Origin of the sequence: Microbacterium sp. UNCCL10 (assembly GCF_000746195.1) — a bacterium.
In the GTDB taxonomy this organism is placed as follows: Bacteria; Actinomycetota; Actinomycetes; order Actinomycetales; family Microbacteriaceae; genus Microbacterium; species Microbacterium saccharophilum.
On record NZ_JQKT01000007.1, the window covers coordinates 1,210,011 to 1,227,170 of the forward strand.

The following is a 17,160-nucleotide window of genomic DNA, read 5'->3' on the forward strand; positions in this document are numbered from 1 at the left end:
GACTTGAGCGGCTCGAAACCGAGTTTTCGGGCATCCCCTCTCCTCTGGAACACCATTCGGCATGCCCCGGCGTGCTGTCCGAACCGGGCGAGGAGAGGCGATACGTCCGTGAGTCGCGAAAGACGCGGCCACGTCTACGGAAGGAACACTTCGTGGCAACGAAGTCCCAGGACCGCCGCAAGGTGCGTCTGTCGCGCGCCCTCGGCGTCGCGCTGACCCCCAAGGCAGCCAAGTACCTCGAGAAGCGCCCCTACGCTCCCGGTGAGCACGGTCGCACCAAGCGCAAGCAGGACAGCGACTACGCCGTCCGTCTGCGCGAGAAGCAGCGTCTTCGCGAGCAGTACGGCATCCGCGAGAAGCAGATGCGCAACACGTTCAACGAGGCCCGCCGCAAGGACGGCCTGACCGGTGAGAACCTGGTCGAGCTGCTCGAGATGCGTCTCGACGCCCTCGTCGTCCGCTCCGGCTTCGCTCGCACCACGGCCCAGGCCCGCCAGCTCGTCGTGCACCGGCACATCCTCGTCGACGGCCAGCTCGTCGACCGCCCGTCCTTCCGCGTGAAGCCGGGCCAGCTCGTCCACGTCAAGGAGAAGAGCGAGTCGCTCGAGCCCTTCCAGGTCGCAGCCGCCGGCGGTCACGCCGACGTCCTGCCCCCGGTTCCGGCCTACCTCGAGGTCGAGCTCGACAAGCTGCAGGCGCGCCTCGTGCGTCGCCCCAAGCGCGCCGAGGTGCCCGTCACGTGTGACGTGCAGCTCGTCGTCGAGTACTACGCCGCGCGCTAAGCGGGGCGTAGTACAGCCGCGCAGCGGCCGACAGCACAACTACGCCGCGCGCTGATACATCAGCGAGCATCGAAGGGCGTCGGGGTCACCCGGCGCCCTTCGTCGTTTGCGCCTAACATGGACGCATGAAGAACGCGCTGTGGTTCCTGCTGGGCATCGCCGGCGGCTTCGTCGCCGCCCACCTGGTCAACAAGGACCCGCGTGGTCACGAGGTCCTCGCCGAGGTCGACGCCCGCATCTCCGAGTTCACGGACCGCATCGGCGACGCCTACCGCGCGCAGGAGGCCAAGATCGAAGGCCTCGTCGCCGACGCGAAGGGCGCTGCCTCGCACGTCGTGGACGCCGCCCAGAACGCCGCGTCCGCGACCGCCGACGACCTCGCGGATGCTGCGGCCGAGGCCGTCGAGGCATCCAAGGACGCCGCCGCCAAGCTCACCGACTGACCCGCGTCACCGCGGCGCACCGTACCGGTGCGTCGCATCCGCATGCTCGCCCGAGGGACCCATTCCATGAAGACCGCTGAGATCGCCCAGCGCTACCTGTCGTACTTCGAGAAGAACGACCACGTCATCGTGCCGTCGGCATCCCTCGTGAGCCCCGACCCGTCCGTCCTCTTCACGATCGCGGGCATGGTCCCGTTCATCCCCTACCTCAACGGGACCGTCCCGCCGCCATACCCCCGCGCCGCGGACAACCAGAAGTGCATCCGCACGAACGACATCGAGGAGGTCGGCAAGACCGCCCGTCACGGCACGTTCTTCCAGATGCTCGGCAACTGGTCGTTCGGCGACTACTTCAAGGAGCAGGCGATCGGCTACGCCTGGGAGCTGCTGACCTCCTCGCGCGCCGACGGCGGTCTCGGCTTCGCCGAGCGCGACCTGTGGGTCACCGTGTACCAGGATGACGACGAGGCCGCCGCGCTGTGGCAGAAGGTCGCGGGGCTGCCCGAGCACCGCATCCAGCGCCTCGGCCGTGAGGACAACTACTGGTCCACCGGCCAGCCCGGCCCCGCCGGCCCCTGCTCGGAGATCTACTTCGACCGGGGTCCCGCCTACGGGCAGGACGGCGGCCCCGCCGTGGACGACAACCGGTTCACCGAGATCTGGAACCTCGTCTTCATGCAGGACGCGATCGCGAACGTCCGCTCCAAGGTCGACTTCGACATCGTGGGGGAGCTCCCCAACAAGAACATCGACACCGGCATGGGCCTGGAGCGCGTCGCGTTCATCACGCAGGGCGTGGACAACATGTACGAGACCGACCAGGTCCGTCCCGTGCTCGACCGCGCCGTCGAGCTGTCCGGCCGCCGCTACGGCGCCGACCACGGCGACGACGTGCGCTTCCGCGTCATCGCGGACCACATCCGCTCGTCGCTCATGCTCCTGTCCGACGGCGTCACACCGTCCAACGAGGGCCGCGGCTACATCCTCCGCCGCCTCATGCGCCGCTCGGTGCGCGCCATGCGCCTGCTCGGGGTCGACGGCCCCACCTTCCCGGAGCTGTTCGCCGCCTCGCGCGACGCGATGAAGGCGGCCTACCCGGAGGTCGAGACGGACTGGCAGCGCATCTCGCAGTACGCCGTCGCCGAGGAGGAGACGTTCCTGCGGACCCTGGCGGCCGGCTCGACGATCCTCGACCTCGCCGTCGAGGACACCAAGCGCTCCGGTGGCGCGTCGCTGGCGGGCTCCGAGGCGTTCCTCCTGCACGACACCTACGGCTTCCCCATCGACCTCACCCTCGAGGTCGCCGAGGAGGCCGGCCTCTCCGTCGACCGTGCGGCGTTCGACGCGCTCATGCTCGAGCAGCGCACGCGGGCGAAGGCGGATGCCAAGTCGCGCCGCCGCGCCCTCGCCGACCTCAGCGTCTACAGCAGCCTCCGCGCCCAGGGCGAGACCGTCTTCACCGGCTACAGCGATCTGGAGACCGAGTCCACCGTGCTCGGTCTGCTCGTCGACGGCCAGCCGGTCGACCGCGCGACGCAGGGGCAGATCGCCGAGGTCATCCTCGCGGAGACCGCGCTGTACGCCGAGTCCGGCGGCCAGGTCGCCGACAAGGGCGTCATCGTCGGCCCCGGGTACGAGCTCGACGTCATCGACGTGCAGAAGCCGGTGCCGGGCCTCGTGAGCCACACCGTCGAGGTCAGGACCGGCGAGGTCGGCGTCGGCCAGCCGGCGACGACCGTCGTGGATGCCGTGAACCGCCGCGCCGCCCGTCAGGCGCACTCCGCGACCCACCTCGTGCACGCGGCGCTGCGCGACACCCTCGGCAAGACCGCGACGCAGGCGGGGTCGCTCAACCGCGCCGGCTACATGCGCTTCGACTTCACGTGGGGTCAGGCGCTCTCCGAGGCGACCCGGACGGAGATCGAGGAGATCGCCAACAACGCCGTCCGCGACAACCTCGAGGTCACGACGCGTGTCCTCCCGCTCGCGGAGGCCAAGGAGCTCGGCGCGATGGCGCTGTTCGGCGAGAAGTACGGCCAGACCGTGCGCATGGTCGACATCGGCGGCCCCTGGTCGCGCGAGCTGTGCGCCGGCACGCACGTGTCCACGAGCGCCGAGGTCGGTCTCATCAACCTCGTGGGGGAGTCGTCGGTCGGCGCCTCCAACCGCCGCGTCGAAGCCCTCGTCGGGCTCGACGCGTTCCGCGAGCTCGCGGCCGAGCGTGCCATCGTGTCCCAGCTGACCTCTGCGCTGAAGACGCCGCGCGACCAGATCCCCGCGCGCATCGCGGAGCTGACCGCGAACCTCAAGGCGGCGGAGAAGAAGATCGCGCAGTTCGAGGCGAAGGCCCTCGGCGAACGGCTGCCCGCCCTGCTGGAGACGGCGCAGCGCGCGGGCGCTCACCGCGTCGTCGCGCAGTCCCTGGGCGCCGTGGCGTCCGCGGACGACGTGCGCGGACTCGCGCTGCAGCTGCGGGAGCGGCTCGGCTCGGACGCGGCCGTCGTCGCGCTCGGCGCGGATGTCGGCGGACGCCCCGTCGTGATCGTCGCGACCAACGACGCGGCTCGCACCGCCGGGGCCAAGGCGGGTGCCCTCGCGAAGGCGGCGTCCGCGACGCTCGGCGGAGGCGGGGGCGGCCGGGACGACCTCGCGCAGGGCGGCGGCACCGACGCATCGGCGCTGCCTGCGGCCCTCGCGGCGATCGTCACGGCGCTGGAGTCGGCGACCGCGTGAGCGGGTTCCGGCGCGGAGTCCGGCTCGGCGTCGACGTCGGGACGGCCCGCGTCGGCGTGGCCCGCTGCGACCGCGACGGCCTCCTCGCCGTCCCGGTCGAGACGGTGCCGCGCACCGACGCCGCCGCGGCGCGCGTCGCGGAGCTCGCCGCGGAGCACGAGGCGTTCGAGATCCTCGTGGGCCTGCCCATCAGCCTCAGCGGCAACGAGACGTCGTCCACCGCCGACGCGCGCACCTTCGCGGTCGCCGTGGCGGCGGCATCCGGCCTGCCCATCCGGCTCGTCGACGAACGACTCAGCACCGTCTCGGCGCACGCGGCACTGCGGAACTCTGGGCGAACACAGAAGTCGTCTCGTAGGATTGTCGACCAAGTCGCCGCCGTCGTCCTGCTCCAGCAGGCGATCGACGTCGAGAAGAGCACCGGCAACCCGGCCGGCACGCCTCTGCCCGATCCGCAGGAGATCGTCTGATGCCCGACACCCCGTCGAACGACGATCAGTTCGCGGACCTCTTCAGCAAGCTGCCGACGCCGAGCGCGCGTAGCGGCGTGCATCCCGAATCCGACCAGCCCGCTCCCGCCGCCGCGCCGCTCAGCCGTCGCGCGGCGCGTCTGGCCGCCACCGGGACGACCCCCACCGTGACCGATGTCCCGGCTTCGGACGCCCCGGCTCCGGACGCCCCGGCTTCGGACGCCCCGGCTCCGGACGCCCCGGCACCCGAGGAGCAGACCGCGCCGCCGGCGATGAGCACGCCCGCCGACGAGCACGAACCCGCCCCCACGACCGACGTGCCGCGATCCACGACACCCATCGACGCCCTCTTCGCCGAGGAGCACCCCGCGGACAAGCGCCTCGTCGAAGAGCGCCACGAGCGCGACCGGCGCAAGGGCCGCATCGCGGGCTGGGTGATCCTCCTCGTCGTGCTCGCGATCATCGGCGGCATCGTCGCCGGCGGCCTGTGGGTCTGGAACACCTATGAAGAGCCCATCCGCGATCTGTTCGGGTGGAGCGAGCCGAAGGATTACGAGTCGGGCATGGCCGAGGGGGAGGCGCTCGTCACGATCGTCTCCGGCGACACCGGCGCGACGATCTCCGAGCGCCTGTACGACGCCGGGGTCACGAAGACCTCCGGCGCGTTCTACGACTACCTCATCTCCTCCGGCCAGAACCCGACGTTCGTGCCGGGCGTCTTCACGCTGCAGAAGAAGATGACCTCCGCGGCCGCCCTCGAAGCCCTCCTGGACCCGGCGAACAAGCAGGAGAACACCGCGCAGCTGCGCGAGGGGCTCACGGTCGAGGCCACGCTTCCGCTCCTCGCCGACGGCATCGGCCTGCCGATCGAGGACTTCCAGGCCGCCGTCGCCGACCCGTCCGTCTACGGCGTGGATGCCGACAGCCTGGAGGGCTGGCTCTTCCCGGCGACCTACACCTTCGACCCGGGCGTCACGGCGCAGCAGGTCATCCAGACGCTCGTCGACAAGACCGTCAGCGTCCTGGACACGGTGGGCGTCCCGGCGGAGCGGCGCGGCGAGATCCTCACGATCGCATCGATCATCGAGCGGGAAGCACGATTCGAGGACGACTTCTACAAGGTCTCGCGCGTCATCCAGAATCGCCTCGATGCCGGCAACGAGGAGACCTTCGGCAAGCTGCAGATGGACTCCACGGCCCAGTACGGCTACGGCGAGATGCACGACGGCACCGTGAGCTCCTCCAAGGAGGCTCTCGAGGACGACAACCCGTGGAACACGTACGTGCACCCGGGTCTCCCGGTCGGCCCCATCGCCAACCCCGGCCAGCTCGCGATCGATGCGGCCATGAACCCCGTCGAGGGCCCGTGGCTGTACTTCGTGACCGTGAACCTCGACACCGGCGAGACCGAGTTCACCGAGACCTACGCGCAGCACCAGCAGGCCATCGAGAAGTGGACCGCCTGGTGCGAGGCCAACCCGGACTCGGGCTGCTGAGCGGTGTCGGACGCCGCACTGGAGGTCTGGGGCGACCCGATCGAGCACAGCCTGTCGCCGGCGCTGCATTCCGCGGCGTACCGGCAGCTCGGCTGGGACTGGACGTACGGCCGGCGCCGCGTCACGGAGGCCGGCTTCGCGGGCGAGCTCGCCGCGGCCGCGCCGACGCTCCGCGGCCTGTCGCTCACGATGCCGCTGAAGACCGCCGCGTTCGCCGCCGCCACGACGCGTGATGACCGCGCGGAGCTGACCGGCGCCGTCAACACGCTGCTTCTCACGGACTCCGCGCTCCGCGGCTTCAACACCGACGTCGGGGGCATCGTGCGCTCCCTCGCCGAGGAGGGCATCGCCGGCGTCGAGGAGGCCCGCATCGTCGGGGCCGGCGCCACCGCGACCTCCGCGCTCGTCGCCCTCGCCGAACTCGGCGCCCGCTACGTCGAGGTGGCCGCGCGCCGCCCCCTCGCCGTCGCGCCGCTGCAGGACCTGGGGGACCGGCTCGGGATGACGGTGCTGCCCGTTCCGCTGACCGCCGACGCCTTCGCCCCGGTGCCGCTCACGATCGCGACGCTCCCCGGCGGCGCCCGGCTCGACCCCCTCGCCGCCGACGCCCTCGCCGGTGCCGGCGGCCTGCTGCTGGACGTCGTCTACGGCCACTGGCCCACCGTGCTCTCCGCCGCGTGGGACCGGGCCGGCGGCCGCGCCGTCAGCGGGGCGGGGATGCTGCTGCACCAGGCGGTGCTGCAGATCCGGATCTTCCGCACCGGCGACCCCGCCGAGCCGCTGCCGGACGAGGCCGCCGCCGTGGCCGTCATGCGCCGCGCGCTCATGGGAGGATAGAACAATGCTCCGCGTGCTCACGGCCGGCGAATCGCACGGCCCCGAACTCGTCGCCGTCATGGAGGGCCTGCCCGCGGGCGTCCCCGTCTCGCGCGCCGCCATCCAGGCCGACCTCGCTCGCCGCAAGCTCGGCTACGGCCGTGGCTCCCGGATGAAGTTCGAGGAGGACGAGCTCACGATCTCCTCCGGCGTCGTGCACGGCACGAGCATCGGCAGCCCCATCGCGCTGCGCATCGGCAACACCGAATGGCCCAAGTGGGTCGAGGTCATGAACCCCGAGCCCGTCGAGCTGACGGAGAAGTCCCGCGGCCGCGGCGCCGCCCTGACGCGCCCCCGCCCCGGCCATGCCGACCTCGTCGGCATGCAGAAGTACGGCTTCGACGAGGCCCGGCCCATTCTCGAGCGCGCCAGCGCCCGCGAGACCGCCGCGCGCGTCGCGCTCGGCGCGATCGCCCGCGGCTTCCTCGGCGAACTCGGCATCCGTCTCGTCAGCCACACGCTCTCCATCGGCCCCGTCCGCGTGCCGGAGGGCACGGCGCTCCCGGCGCCGGACGACGTCGCGGCCCTCGACGCCGATCCGCTGCGCTGCTTCGACGCCGCCACGAGCGCGGCCATGGTCGAGGAGGTCGACGCCGCACGCAAGGACGGGGACACCCTCGGCGGCATCGTCGAGGTGCTCGCGTACGGCCTGCCGCCCGGGCTCGGCTCGCACGTGCAGTGGGACCGCCGCCTCGACGCGAAGCTCGCGCAGGCGCTCATGAGCATCCAGGCGATCAAGGGGGTCGAGGTCGGCGACGGCTTCGAGACCACGCGGCGCCGGGGCTCCGCCGCGCACGACGAGCTCTTCGCCACGGACGGCGGCATCACGCGCGCCACCGACAAGGCCGGCGGCACGGAGGGCGGCATGTCCACCGGTACCGTCCTGCGGGTCCGCGCCGGTATGAAGCCCATCGCCACCGTCCCGCACGCGCTCCGCACGATCGACGTCACGACGGGCGAGGCGGCGACGGCGCACCACCAGCGCTCCGACGTGTGCGCCGTCCCGGCCGCGGGCGTCGTCGCCGAGGCCATGGTCGCGATCGTGCTCGCCGAGGTCGTCCTGGAGAAGTTCGGGGGCGACAGCGTCGCCGAGACCCGCCGGAACCTCGACGGCTACCTCGCCGCCATCCCGGATAGCCTGCACACGGCACCGGGCAGCGACGACACGCTCGGATGACGAGCCCCGCGGTCGTCCTCATCGGTCCGATGGGCGCGGGCAAGACCAGCATCGGCAAGCGCGTCGCGAAGCGGCTCGGCGTGGAGTTCTACGACAGCGACGTCGCCGTGTCCCGCGCGCACGGCCCCATCGAGAAGATCTTCGCCGACCACGGCGAGGAGCACTTCCGCGCCCTCGAGCGGGATGCCGTGCACACCGGCCTTGACCAGGGCGGCATCGTCGCACTCGGCGGCGGGGCGGTGCTGCACCCCGACACGCAGGCCGAGCTCGCCGGCCACCGTGTCGTGCTGCTCACCGTGTCGCCGCACACCGTCGGCTCCCGCATCCGCGGCTCGAAGCGCCCCCTGCTGCAGGGCGAGGACCCCGTCGCCCGCTGGCGCGAGGTGTACGAGACGCGGCGCGGCCTGTACGAGCAGCTCGCCGACGTCACCTTCGACACGTCCACCGGCCCCCTCCAGGACATCGTCGACGCCATTACCGAGTGGGTTCAGGAGAACACATGAGCGAGACCACCGTCATCACCGTCGCAGGCGACCAGCCCTACGACATCACGATCGGTCGCGGCATCCTGCCCATGATCGGCGACGTCCTGCCCGCCGCCGCGCGCCGCGTGCTCATCGTGCACCCGCCGACCCTGTCCGCGCAGGCGGAGCAGCTCCGGGCGCTCCTGGGGGAGGAGCGGCAGGTGCTCCTCGCCGAGATCCCGGATGCCGAGCAGGGCAAGCGGGTCGAGGTCGCCGCGTTCTGCTGGCAGGTCATGGGGCAGGCCGACTTCACCCGCACCGACGTCGTGATCGGCTTCGGCGGCGGGGCCGTGACCGACCTCGCCGGGTTCGTCGCGGCCACCTGGTTGCGCGGCGTCACGCTCGTGCAGGTGCCGACCACGGTCCTCGGCATGGTGGATGCCGCCGTGGGCGGCAAGACCGGCATCAACACCGCGGAGGGGAAGAACCTCGTCGGCGCCTTCTGGCCGCCCCGCGCCGTCGTGTGCGATCTGGAGATGCTCGACTCGCTGAGCGACAACGAGCGGGTCGCCGGGTTCGCCGAGGTCGTCAAGGCCGGTTTCATCTGGTACCCGGAGATCCTCGACCTCATCGAGGCCGACCCGAAGGCCGCCGTCGACCCGCACAGCCCGGCCTTCCGGCGCTGCATCGAGCTCGCGATCGACATGAAGGCGCGCGTCGTGGGGGAGGACCTCCGCGAGGCGGGCCTCCGCGAAGTCCTCAACTACGGCCACACCCTCGGTCACGCCATCGAGCACTCCGAGCGGTACCGCTGGCGCCACGGCGCCGCGATCTCGGTCGGCATGGTCTTCGCCGCCGAGCTCTCCCGCCTCGCGGGACGCCTGCCGGATGCCGCCGCGCAGCGGCACCGCGACATCCTCGAACTCCTCGGGCTGCCGACGACGTACCGCGCGGGCGCGTGGCCGTCGCTGCTGGCGACGATGCAGCGCGACAAGAAGTCCCGCGGCTCGATGCTCCGCTTCATCGTCCTCGACGACATCGCCAAGCCCACCGTGCTGCAGGCGCCGGATGAGTCCCTGCTCTTCGCCGCGTACCAGGAGGTCGCGGGCTAGCGTCCGCGGCCGCCGCGCCACCGGCATCCGCACCGCCGGCATCCGCACCGCCGGCATCCGTACCCCTCCGGAGGAGATGACGCGCCGGGAGGTCACATCCGCGGAATCCGCCCTCCCGAGGCGCCATCTCCTCCCGCGGCGTACGGCCGAGCAGACCGGGCCGCCGGCCCACGGCCGCTAGGGTGCTGACGTGACCACCTCGCGCCGCCTCCTGCTCGTCAACGGGCCGAACCTCAACCTCCTCGGCACCCGCGAGCCGGAGATCTACGGGCGGGAGACCCTCGCCGACGTCGAGCGGCTCGTCACCGAGACCGCGACCGCGCGCGGCTTCGAGGTCCGCGCCGTGCAGAGCAACCACGAGGGCGTCCTGATCGACGCGATCCACGCCGCCCGCCCGGACTGCGCCGGCATCGTCATCAACCCCGGCGGACTCACGCACACCTCCGTCGTCCTCCGCGACGCGCTCTCCGGCGTCGCGCTGCCGGTCGCGGAGGTGCACATCTCCAACGTCTACGAGCGCGAAGCGTTCCGCCACCACTCGTTCGTGGCCGACGTCGCCGCCGTCCACGTCATCGGCGAGGGAGTCCCCGGCTACGCTCGCGCCACCGCCCTGCTCCTCGACGTGATCACGGGCCAGTCGGACCTCTGAGCCGTCTTCCCGTAGAATCGACTGTCGGCCCGCGCTTCGACCTCTTCAGCGCCGCGGCCCCGGACCCCACACGAACGGAAACTTCACACTCATGGCATCCACCGCAGACATCAGGAACGGCGTCGTCCTCAAGATCGACGGACAGCTCTGGAGCGTCGTGGAGTTCCAGCATGTCAAGCCCGGCAAGGGCGGCGCGTTCGTCCGCACGAAGCTGAAGAACGTCGTCTCGGGCAAGACCGTGGACCGCACGTACAACGCGGGCACGAAGATCGAGATCGAGAACGTCGACCGCCGCGACTACACGTACCTGTACAACGACGGCGACAGCTTCGTGTTCATGGATGTCGCCGACTACGACCAGCTGACCGTCCCGGCGGCGACCGTGGGCGACGCGAAGAACTTCCTGCTGGAGAACCAGCAGGTCCAGATCGCGCTCAACAACGACAACCCCCTGTACGTCGAACTCCCGGCATCCGTCGTGCTCGAGATCACGTACACCGAGCCCGGCCTGCAGGGCGACCGCTCGTCGGCGGGCACCAAGCCCGCGACCGTCGAGACGGGCTACGAGATCCAGGTGCCGCTGTTCCTGGAGACCGGCACCAAGGTCAAGGTCGACACGCGCACGGGTGACTACCTCGGTCGCGTGAACTGAGCGTTGAGCGCCCGCAGCAAGGCGCGCAAGCGCGCCCTGGACATCCTGTACCAGTCCGACGTCCGCGGTGACGACCTCGGCGTGACGCTCGCCGCCGAGGCGCAGCGCGCGGCCAGCGAACCGTCCCGCGAGGCGTCGTGGCTGTACGCGCGCGAGATCGTCGACGGCGTCATCGACAACCGTGACGACATCGACGAGCAGATCGTCACGCACGCCCGGGACTGGAAGCTCGAGCGGATGCCGGCCGTCGACCGCGCGATCCTCCGCATGGGCGTGTGGGAGCTGGTCTACAACGACGAGGTGCCCACCGCCGTCGTGATCGACGAAGCCGTGGAACTCGCCAAGGAGTTCTCCACCGACGACTCCAGTTCGTTCGTGCACGGCGTCCTGGCGCGCATCGCCCGCTCTCACTGACATCGGCACGCGAAGCCGCCGCCATGGATGCCGCTCGCCGCACCCCGGGTGAGGCGGCGCCGTCCTGGCGCACCCTCCTCTCCGCTCCACCGGCGGAGTTCGAGCCGCTCGCCCTCGGCGTCGAGCTGCGCCAGCGCGAAACCTCCGGGGAGGCCCACTGGGCGCCGCGCCGCGTGCAGGCCGTCACCCCCCGCCGCTTCGCGCACGATCCGTTCGACCTCCTGGTGGGCCTCCGCCCGCTCATGCGCGGCGCCGCGGGGTGGATCAAGGGCGACGTGACCTGGGAGTCGCTGCGCCGCACCGGCCGCGGACGACGCTGGAGCCGGGCGCAGGTGCGCTGGTTCACCGAACTGCACGCCCTCGCCCGCGACGACCGGATCCTCGGCGGCTTCGCCGACACGTCCGAATGGCTCACCCTCGACACGATCGAGGCCACGCTGCTGTGGCCGCACCTGCGCACCGCCGCGGATCTCGGCATCCCGATCGTCCCCACCCGAAAGGACCTCGACGTGACCCTCGCGGCCGGCGCCACCGTCGAGGTCGTCCTGAACCGCGACGACGCGGGCCTGCACCTCGCCCCGCGGGTGGAGATCGACGGCGCTCTCGCCGACGCGCCGGCCGTGCGTCCCGTCGCCCGCAGCGGGGTGTACGCCGTCGCACCGGACGGCGCCCGTCTCCGCGTCACGCTCGCTCCCGTGCCGCTCAGCGAGACGGCCCGCGCCGTCCTCCTCGCGCCGGCGCCCGTCCGCGTCCCGGCGGACGAGGTCGACGACTTCGTGCGCGAGGCGTACCCCGCGCTCGCCCGCCACGTCACGCCGGCGCCGGGGCTCGACCTGCCGACCCCGCGGCACACGACCCTCGTCGCGGCGGTCGCCTTCCAGCCCGGCGACACGATCGACTACGCCCTGCGCTGGGAGCGCGCCGGCGCCGGCAGCGCTCCGTACGCGCCGCCCGCCGACGACGCCGAGACCGCCACCGCCCAGGCGCTCGAACGCGCGTGGGACGACGCCGTCCCGCTGCCCTTCGCGCCGGTCGCGACGCTGCGCGGCGTCGACGCGGCCGAGTTCGGCGCGCACGCCCTGCCCCTGCTGGAGTCGCTCGACGGGGTCCGCGTCGTCGTGACGGGGACCCGCCGCCGCTACCGGGAGCTCACCGACGACCCGCGGATCACCGTCTCCACCGTCGAGTCCACCGACCCGGACTGGTTCGACCTCGGCATCATCGTCGAGATCGGCGGGCGACGCGTGCCGTTCACGCCGCTGTTCACGGCGCTGGCGCTGCGGCGGAAGAAGATCCTGCTCAGCGACGGCCGGTACTTCTCGCTCGCCCACCCGGCCCTGGACCGGCTCCGCGAGCTCATCGACGAAGCCGCCGAATTCGACGAATGGGAGACCGGTCCGCGCATCAGCCGCTACCAGGCCGCTCTCTGGTCGGATTTCGAGGACCTCGCCGACGTGTCCGAGCCCGCGGTGAGCTGGCGGGAGGCGGCGAGCGCGCTGCGGAACGTCGAGCGGGTCGACCACGCACCGCTTCCCGCACGGCTGCACGCCGAGCTGCGCCCCTACCAGCGGGACGGCTTCGACCGGCTCGCGTTCTTCTGGCGGCACCGGCTCGGCGGCATCCTCGCCGACGACATGGGCCTCGGCAAGACGCTGCAGGTGCTCGCGCTCCTCGCGCACGCCCGGGAGACGGGGGAGCGGCGCCCGTTCCTCGTGGTCGCGCCGACCTCGGTCCTGTCGGTCTGGCGGGAGGAGGCCGCCCGCTTCACGCCGGACCTGCGCGTCCGGGTCGTCGATGCCACGCGCGCCACGAGCGGGATGCCGCTGGCCGACGCGGCGGCGGGCGCCGACATCGTCGTGACCTCGTACACGCTGCTGCGCCTGGATGAGGCGGAGTTCACCGCTGCCGAGTGGGCTCTCGTCGTGCTGGACGAAGCCCAGTTCGTGAAGAACCGCCGCACGCGCGCCTACCGCGCGGCCGCGGCGCTCCGCGCGGACGTCACGCTCGCCGTCACCGGCACCCCGTTGGAGAACTCGCTCGAGGAACTCTGGACCCTCCTCTCCCTGACCTCCCCGGGCCTGTTCGCCTCCGCCCGCCGGTTCCGCGAGGAGTATGTGAAGCCGATCGAGAAGGGCAAGGTCCCGGAGAACGTCGAGGGCGGCCCCTACCGCGCGCGGCGCATCGAGCGCCTGCGCCACCGCATCCGTCCCTTCGTCCTGCGCCGCACGAAGGAGCTCGTCGCCGCCGAGCTCCCGCCCCGGCAGGAGCAGGAGCTGCGCATCGAGCTCAGCAGCGCGCACCGGACCGTCTACGACACCGTCCTGCAGCGGGAGCGGCAGAAGGTGCTCGGGCTCCTGGACGACCTCGACCGCAACCGGTTCATCGTGTTCCGCTCCCTGACGCTGCTGCGCATGCTCGCGCTCGCGCCGTCGCTCGTGGATGCCGGGAACATCCGCTCGAGCAAGCTCGATGCCCTGCTGGAGCGCCTCGACGAGGTCGTCGCGGAGGGCCACCGGGCTCTCGTCTTCAGCCAGTTCACGTCGTACCTGACCCTCGTCGCGGCGGCACTGGACGCGCACGGCATCCGCTACGTCTCCCTCGACGGGTCCACGCGCGACCGCGCCGGGACCGTCGAGGAGTTCCGCGGCGGCGACGCGCCGGTGTTCCTCATCAGCCTGAAGGCCGGCGGCTTCGGACTCACCCTCACCGAGGCGGACTACGTCTTCCTGCTCGACCCGTGGTGGAACCCCGCCGCCGAGGCGCAGGCGATCGACCGCACCCACCGGATCGGCCAGGATCGTCCGGTCAACGTGTACCGGCTCATCGCGGACGGGACGATCGAGGAGAAGGTGCTCGCGCTGCAGGAGCGGAAGGCCCGGCTGTTCCACGCCGTCCTGGACGAGGACGAGCTGCTCTCCCGCGCGCTCACCGCCGACGACATCCGCGGCCTGTTCGAGGACTGACCCGACCCGCCTCGTTTTGCACGGCACCGCTGCCCGGACGCGCGGACCACCTCCCGTAAACTCTCGGCAGGAGGATTCAGCATGCGCATCACCGGTCTCGGCCACGCAGGAATGTTCATCGAGACCACGGGCGGCAGCATCCTGTGCGACCCCGTGGTCGGCTCGTCGTTCTACGGCTCGTGGTTCGTGTTCCCGGACAACCGGGCGCTCGACTGGGAGCGCTTCGGGGCGGCGGACTTCCTGTACATCTCGCACCGCCATCGCGACCACTTCGATCCCCGGGCGCTGCAGCAGTACGTGTCGAAGGACATCGAGGTGCTGCTGCCGGACTACCCGACGGACGACCTCGAGCAGGATCTCCGCGCGCTCGGGTACGACAACATCACCTACACGCGCGCCGGCGAGGTCGTCGAGCGCGGCTCGCTGAAGATCATGATCACGCCGCTGCGCGCACCCAGCGACGGCCCCATCGGCGACTCCAGCCTCTCCGTCGACGACGGCACGGCATCGATCCTCAACCAGAACGACTCGCACCCGCTTGACCTGGAGAAGCTGCTGTCGTTCGGCAAGCCGGAGGCGTACTTCACCCAGTTCTCCGGCGCGATCTGGTGGCCGATGGTCTACGACCTGCCGCAGGAGGCGAAGCGCAACTTCGCGCACCTCAAGCGTGAGGCCCAGCACAAGCGCGCCATGTTCTACATCGAGAAGGTCGACGCGCCGCACGTCTTCCCGATGGCGGGGCCCCCGATGTTCCTCCGCGATGAGCTGTTCCGCTACAACGGCCTCGGCCAGGAGGACGACTCGATCTTCACCGACCAGGCGCAGTTCCTGGCGCGGATGAAGGAGGAGGCGCCGCAGTACGACGGTCACTACTTCCTCCCGGGCACCGTCGTCACCCTCGAGGGGGGCGAGGTGAGCGTCGAGCAGAGCCTCTACACGGATGCCGAGATCGAGCGCATCTTCACCGACAAGTGGGCCTATCTCGAGGAGCAGCGCGCCTCGCGTCAGCAGGAGATCGCCGACGAGGTCGCCTCGCGCTCGCCCATCCTGCCGCCCGCCGAGATGCTCGCCGCGCTCCAGGAGTGGTGGGAGCCGCTGCTGCGCCGCGCACGCACGATCCGCACCGGCGTCGGCGGCCCCGTGCGCTTCACGATCGGCGACCTCGACATGGTCGTGGACTTCCCGAAGGCGAAGCTCCGCGAGTACGCGGGGGAGGAGACCGGGTACTGGTTCACGATCCCCGCCGACCTCGTCTCCACGAACATCGCCGAGCGCGAGATCGACTGGTCGAACTCCATCTTCCTGTCGATGCAGTTCCAGGCCGGACGCGTGGGGAAGTTCAACGAGTTCATCTACACCTTCCTGAAGTGCCTGTCCCGCGACCGCATCGAGTACGTGGAGAACTGGTACGCCGAGCAGGCAGACGTGTCCGAGGACATCGAGCTGGCCGACTGGACCGTGCAGCGCCGCTGCCCGCACCTGCGCGCCGACCTGTCGAAGACCGGCAAGATCGAGGACGGCGTCCTCACCTGCTCGCTGCACGACTGGAAGTGGGACCTCGCGACCGGCAAGTGCCTCACCACCCACGGACACCCGGTGCGCGCGTCCCGCAGCGTCGACGGCGAGATCACCGAGGCCGCGACGCTGCCCGCCGCGGTCTGACGACGCGGAGAAGGGGGCCGATCGCGCACCGCGATCGGCCCCCTTCTCGTGACGTCAGGCGGGAACGGCGTGCCCGCGGGAGACCCGGCGCGCGAGGCGCACCGCGAGATCGGCGAGCGCGGCGATGAGCACGGCGCCCATGCCGGCCACGAGCGCCCAGCCGGCGAACTCGAGGTTCGCCTCGGCGAACTGACCGAGCAGCGTCACCGCGATCGACGCGATCCCGATGAGCGGGGCGGCGACCAGCAGCACGAGGACGAAGGTCCGTGAGCCGGCGTGCGACCGCCGGGCGCGCGCCATTGTCCAGGTCACGGCCGCCGCCAGCAGCGGCAGCCAGAAGATGATCGCCCACGCGAGCACGAGCGCCGCGGCAGCGGAGAGCACTCCGAGCGCCGCGATCGCGATCGTCGAGCCGTCGAACGCCCCGGTTGCGCGGAGGTTCATCCCGACGAGCACAGCCGTCGTGACGAGGCAGGCGGCGGAGATGAGCATCGCCGAGAGCAGGTAGCGGTCGGAGGTCCATGCGCCGTCGACGTCCGTGAAGCCATACAGAGCGGCCACCGACGCGACGGCCCAGAGGACGGCGGCCAGAGCGGCGGTTGCGCCGAGATGGCGCGAGAAGAACAGGGTCACGAGGTTTCCTTTCGATGGGACGGAGGTGAGGAGGCCCGCCACCAGGCGCGGCTCGCCGAAACGGGCCAGGGCGCGGCGCTGGGCGGTCTCCGGGTCGACGCCGACGGCTTCGAGCCGCTCGGCGGCGGAGTGCAGGTGGTCGGCGACCTCGTCGAGCAGGTCGGCGCGGTCGCGCCGCCCGCGCATGCCCGTGCCGAGGACCTGGAGGTACTCGTCGATCAGGCTGTCTGCGGCCACGGGTTCCTCCTCAGCACCGAGTCGACGGCGTCGACGAACTCGCGCCACCCCTGGCGCTGTTCGACGAGTCGGGCCTGGCCCTGCGCCGTCAGGGCGTAGAGCTTCCGGCGGCGGCCCGAGCTGTCGGACCATTCGTGCTGGAGAAGACCCGCCCGCTCCAGACGGTGCAGCACGGGGTAGACCGTGCCTTCGGCCAGGTCGAACGATCCGCCGCTGCGATCGCGCAGTCGCTCGATGACCCCGTAGCCGTGCAACGGTCCCCCCGAGACGATCGCGAGGACCAGCAGGTCGAGATGACCTTTGAGTGCTTCGCTATTCATACCTAGGGACACTAGGCCTAGCGTCACTAGGTGTCAAGGGGCGGACTATCATCGAGGGAAGCAGCCACCTTTAACAC

General features: G+C 71.4%; 16 protein-coding genes. 14 read left to right on the plus strand and 2 right to left on the minus strand.

All coding sequences use genetic code 11. The annotated features are described in order from the left end of the window. Window positions 1-152: 152 nt before the first annotated feature. From rpsD to BR85_RS06065, 14 genes are all read left to right on the plus strand, one after another. Entirely contained in the window at window positions 153-782 is a 630-nt protein-coding gene (gene rpsD, locus BR85_RS06000) for a 30S ribosomal protein S4 (protein ID WP_028495705.1), read from the plus strand. A gap of 125 nt (window positions 783-907) precedes the next feature. Then, window positions 908-1,225: a hypothetical protein gene (locus tag BR85_RS06005; protein WP_036272293.1), complete on the plus strand. Its 318-nt coding sequence runs from the start codon at window positions 908-910 to the stop codon at window positions 1,223-1,225. Window positions 1,226-1,291: 66 nt separating this feature from the next. Next, window positions 1,292-3,958: an alanine--tRNA ligase gene (gene alaS, locus BR85_RS06010; RefSeq protein ID WP_028495706.1), complete on the plus strand. Its 2,667-nt coding sequence runs from the start codon at window positions 1,292-1,294 to the stop codon at window positions 3,956-3,958. Then, window positions 3,955-4,428 (plus strand): Holliday junction resolvase RuvX, encoded by a 474-nt coding sequence (gene ruvX / locus BR85_RS06015; protein WP_028495707.1) that lies wholly within the window; start codon window positions 3,955-3,957, stop codon window positions 4,426-4,428. Before alaS ends, ruvX begins: the two co-directional genes overlap by 4 nt. After that, a complete protein-coding gene (mltG, locus tag BR85_RS15790; protein WP_028495708.1) occupies window positions 4,428-5,924 on the plus strand; it encodes an endolytic transglycosylase MltG in 1,497 nt (498 codons plus the stop codon). The genes ruvX and mltG overlap by 1 nt, the downstream gene beginning before the upstream one ends. 3 nt (window positions 5,925-5,927) lie before the next feature. Continuing rightward, window positions 5,928-6,761, plus strand: a complete 834-nt coding sequence (locus tag BR85_RS06025; RefSeq protein ID WP_028495709.1) for a shikimate dehydrogenase family protein — start codon at window positions 5,928-5,930, stop codon at window positions 6,759-6,761. Window positions 6,762-6,765: 4 nt separating this feature from the next. After that, complete coding sequence (gene aroC / locus BR85_RS06030; protein WP_028495710.1) at window positions 6,766-7,977, plus strand: chorismate synthase; 1,212 nt, start codon at window positions 6,766-6,768, stop codon at window positions 7,975-7,977. Beyond that, window positions 7,974-8,480, plus strand: coding sequence for a shikimate kinase (locus BR85_RS06035; RefSeq protein ID WP_028495711.1), 507 nt, complete (start codon window positions 7,974-7,976; stop codon window positions 8,478-8,480). The genes aroC and BR85_RS06035 overlap by 4 nt, the downstream gene beginning before the upstream one ends. Beyond that, the gene (gene aroB / locus BR85_RS06040) at window positions 8,477-9,553 is read left to right on the plus strand and encodes a 3-dehydroquinate synthase (protein WP_028495712.1); all 1,077 of its coding nucleotides are present in this window, start codon (window positions 8,477-8,479) and stop codon (window positions 9,551-9,553) included. Before BR85_RS06035 ends, aroB begins: the two co-directional genes overlap by 4 nt. Window positions 9,554-9,743: 190 nt before the next feature. Beyond that, window positions 9,744-10,202 (plus strand): type II 3-dehydroquinate dehydratase, encoded by a 459-nt coding sequence (locus BR85_RS06045; protein WP_028495713.1) that lies wholly within the window; start codon window positions 9,744-9,746, stop codon window positions 10,200-10,202. A 91-nt stretch (window positions 10,203-10,293) separates the two neighbouring features. Then, window positions 10,294-10,854, plus strand: coding sequence for an elongation factor P (gene efp, locus BR85_RS06050; RefSeq protein ID WP_028495714.1), 561 nt, complete (start codon window positions 10,294-10,296; stop codon window positions 10,852-10,854). 3 nt (window positions 10,855-10,857) lie between these two features. After that, window positions 10,858-11,268, plus strand: a complete 411-nt coding sequence (gene nusB, locus BR85_RS06055) for a transcription antitermination factor NusB (protein ID WP_028495715.1) — start codon at window positions 10,858-10,860, stop codon at window positions 11,266-11,268. 23 nt (window positions 11,269-11,291) lie between these two features. After that, on the plus strand, window positions 11,292-14,231 hold the full coding sequence (locus BR85_RS06060; protein ID WP_028495716.1) for a DEAD/DEAH box helicase: 2,940 nt from the start codon (window positions 11,292-11,294) through the stop codon (window positions 14,229-14,231). An 81-nt stretch (window positions 14,232-14,312) separates the two neighbouring features. After that, a complete protein-coding gene (locus BR85_RS06065; protein WP_028495717.1) occupies window positions 14,313-15,893 on the plus strand; it encodes a Rieske 2Fe-2S domain-containing protein in 1,581 nt (526 codons plus the stop codon). Between the two features lie 54 nt (window positions 15,894-15,947). On the opposite strand, the gene BR85_RS06070 is transcribed toward BR85_RS06065, so the two are convergent. Continuing rightward, complete coding sequence (locus BR85_RS06070; protein ID WP_036272295.1) at window positions 15,948-16,763, minus strand: permease prefix domain 1-containing protein; 816 nt, start codon at window positions 16,761-16,763, stop codon at window positions 15,948-15,950. Continuing rightward, window positions 16,745-17,083, minus strand: coding sequence for a PadR family transcriptional regulator (locus tag BR85_RS06075; RefSeq protein WP_028495718.1), 339 nt, complete (start codon window positions 17,081-17,083; stop codon window positions 16,745-16,747). Before BR85_RS06075 ends, BR85_RS06070 begins: the two co-directional genes overlap by 19 nt. Between the last annotated feature and the right edge of the window lie 77 nt (window positions 17,084-17,160).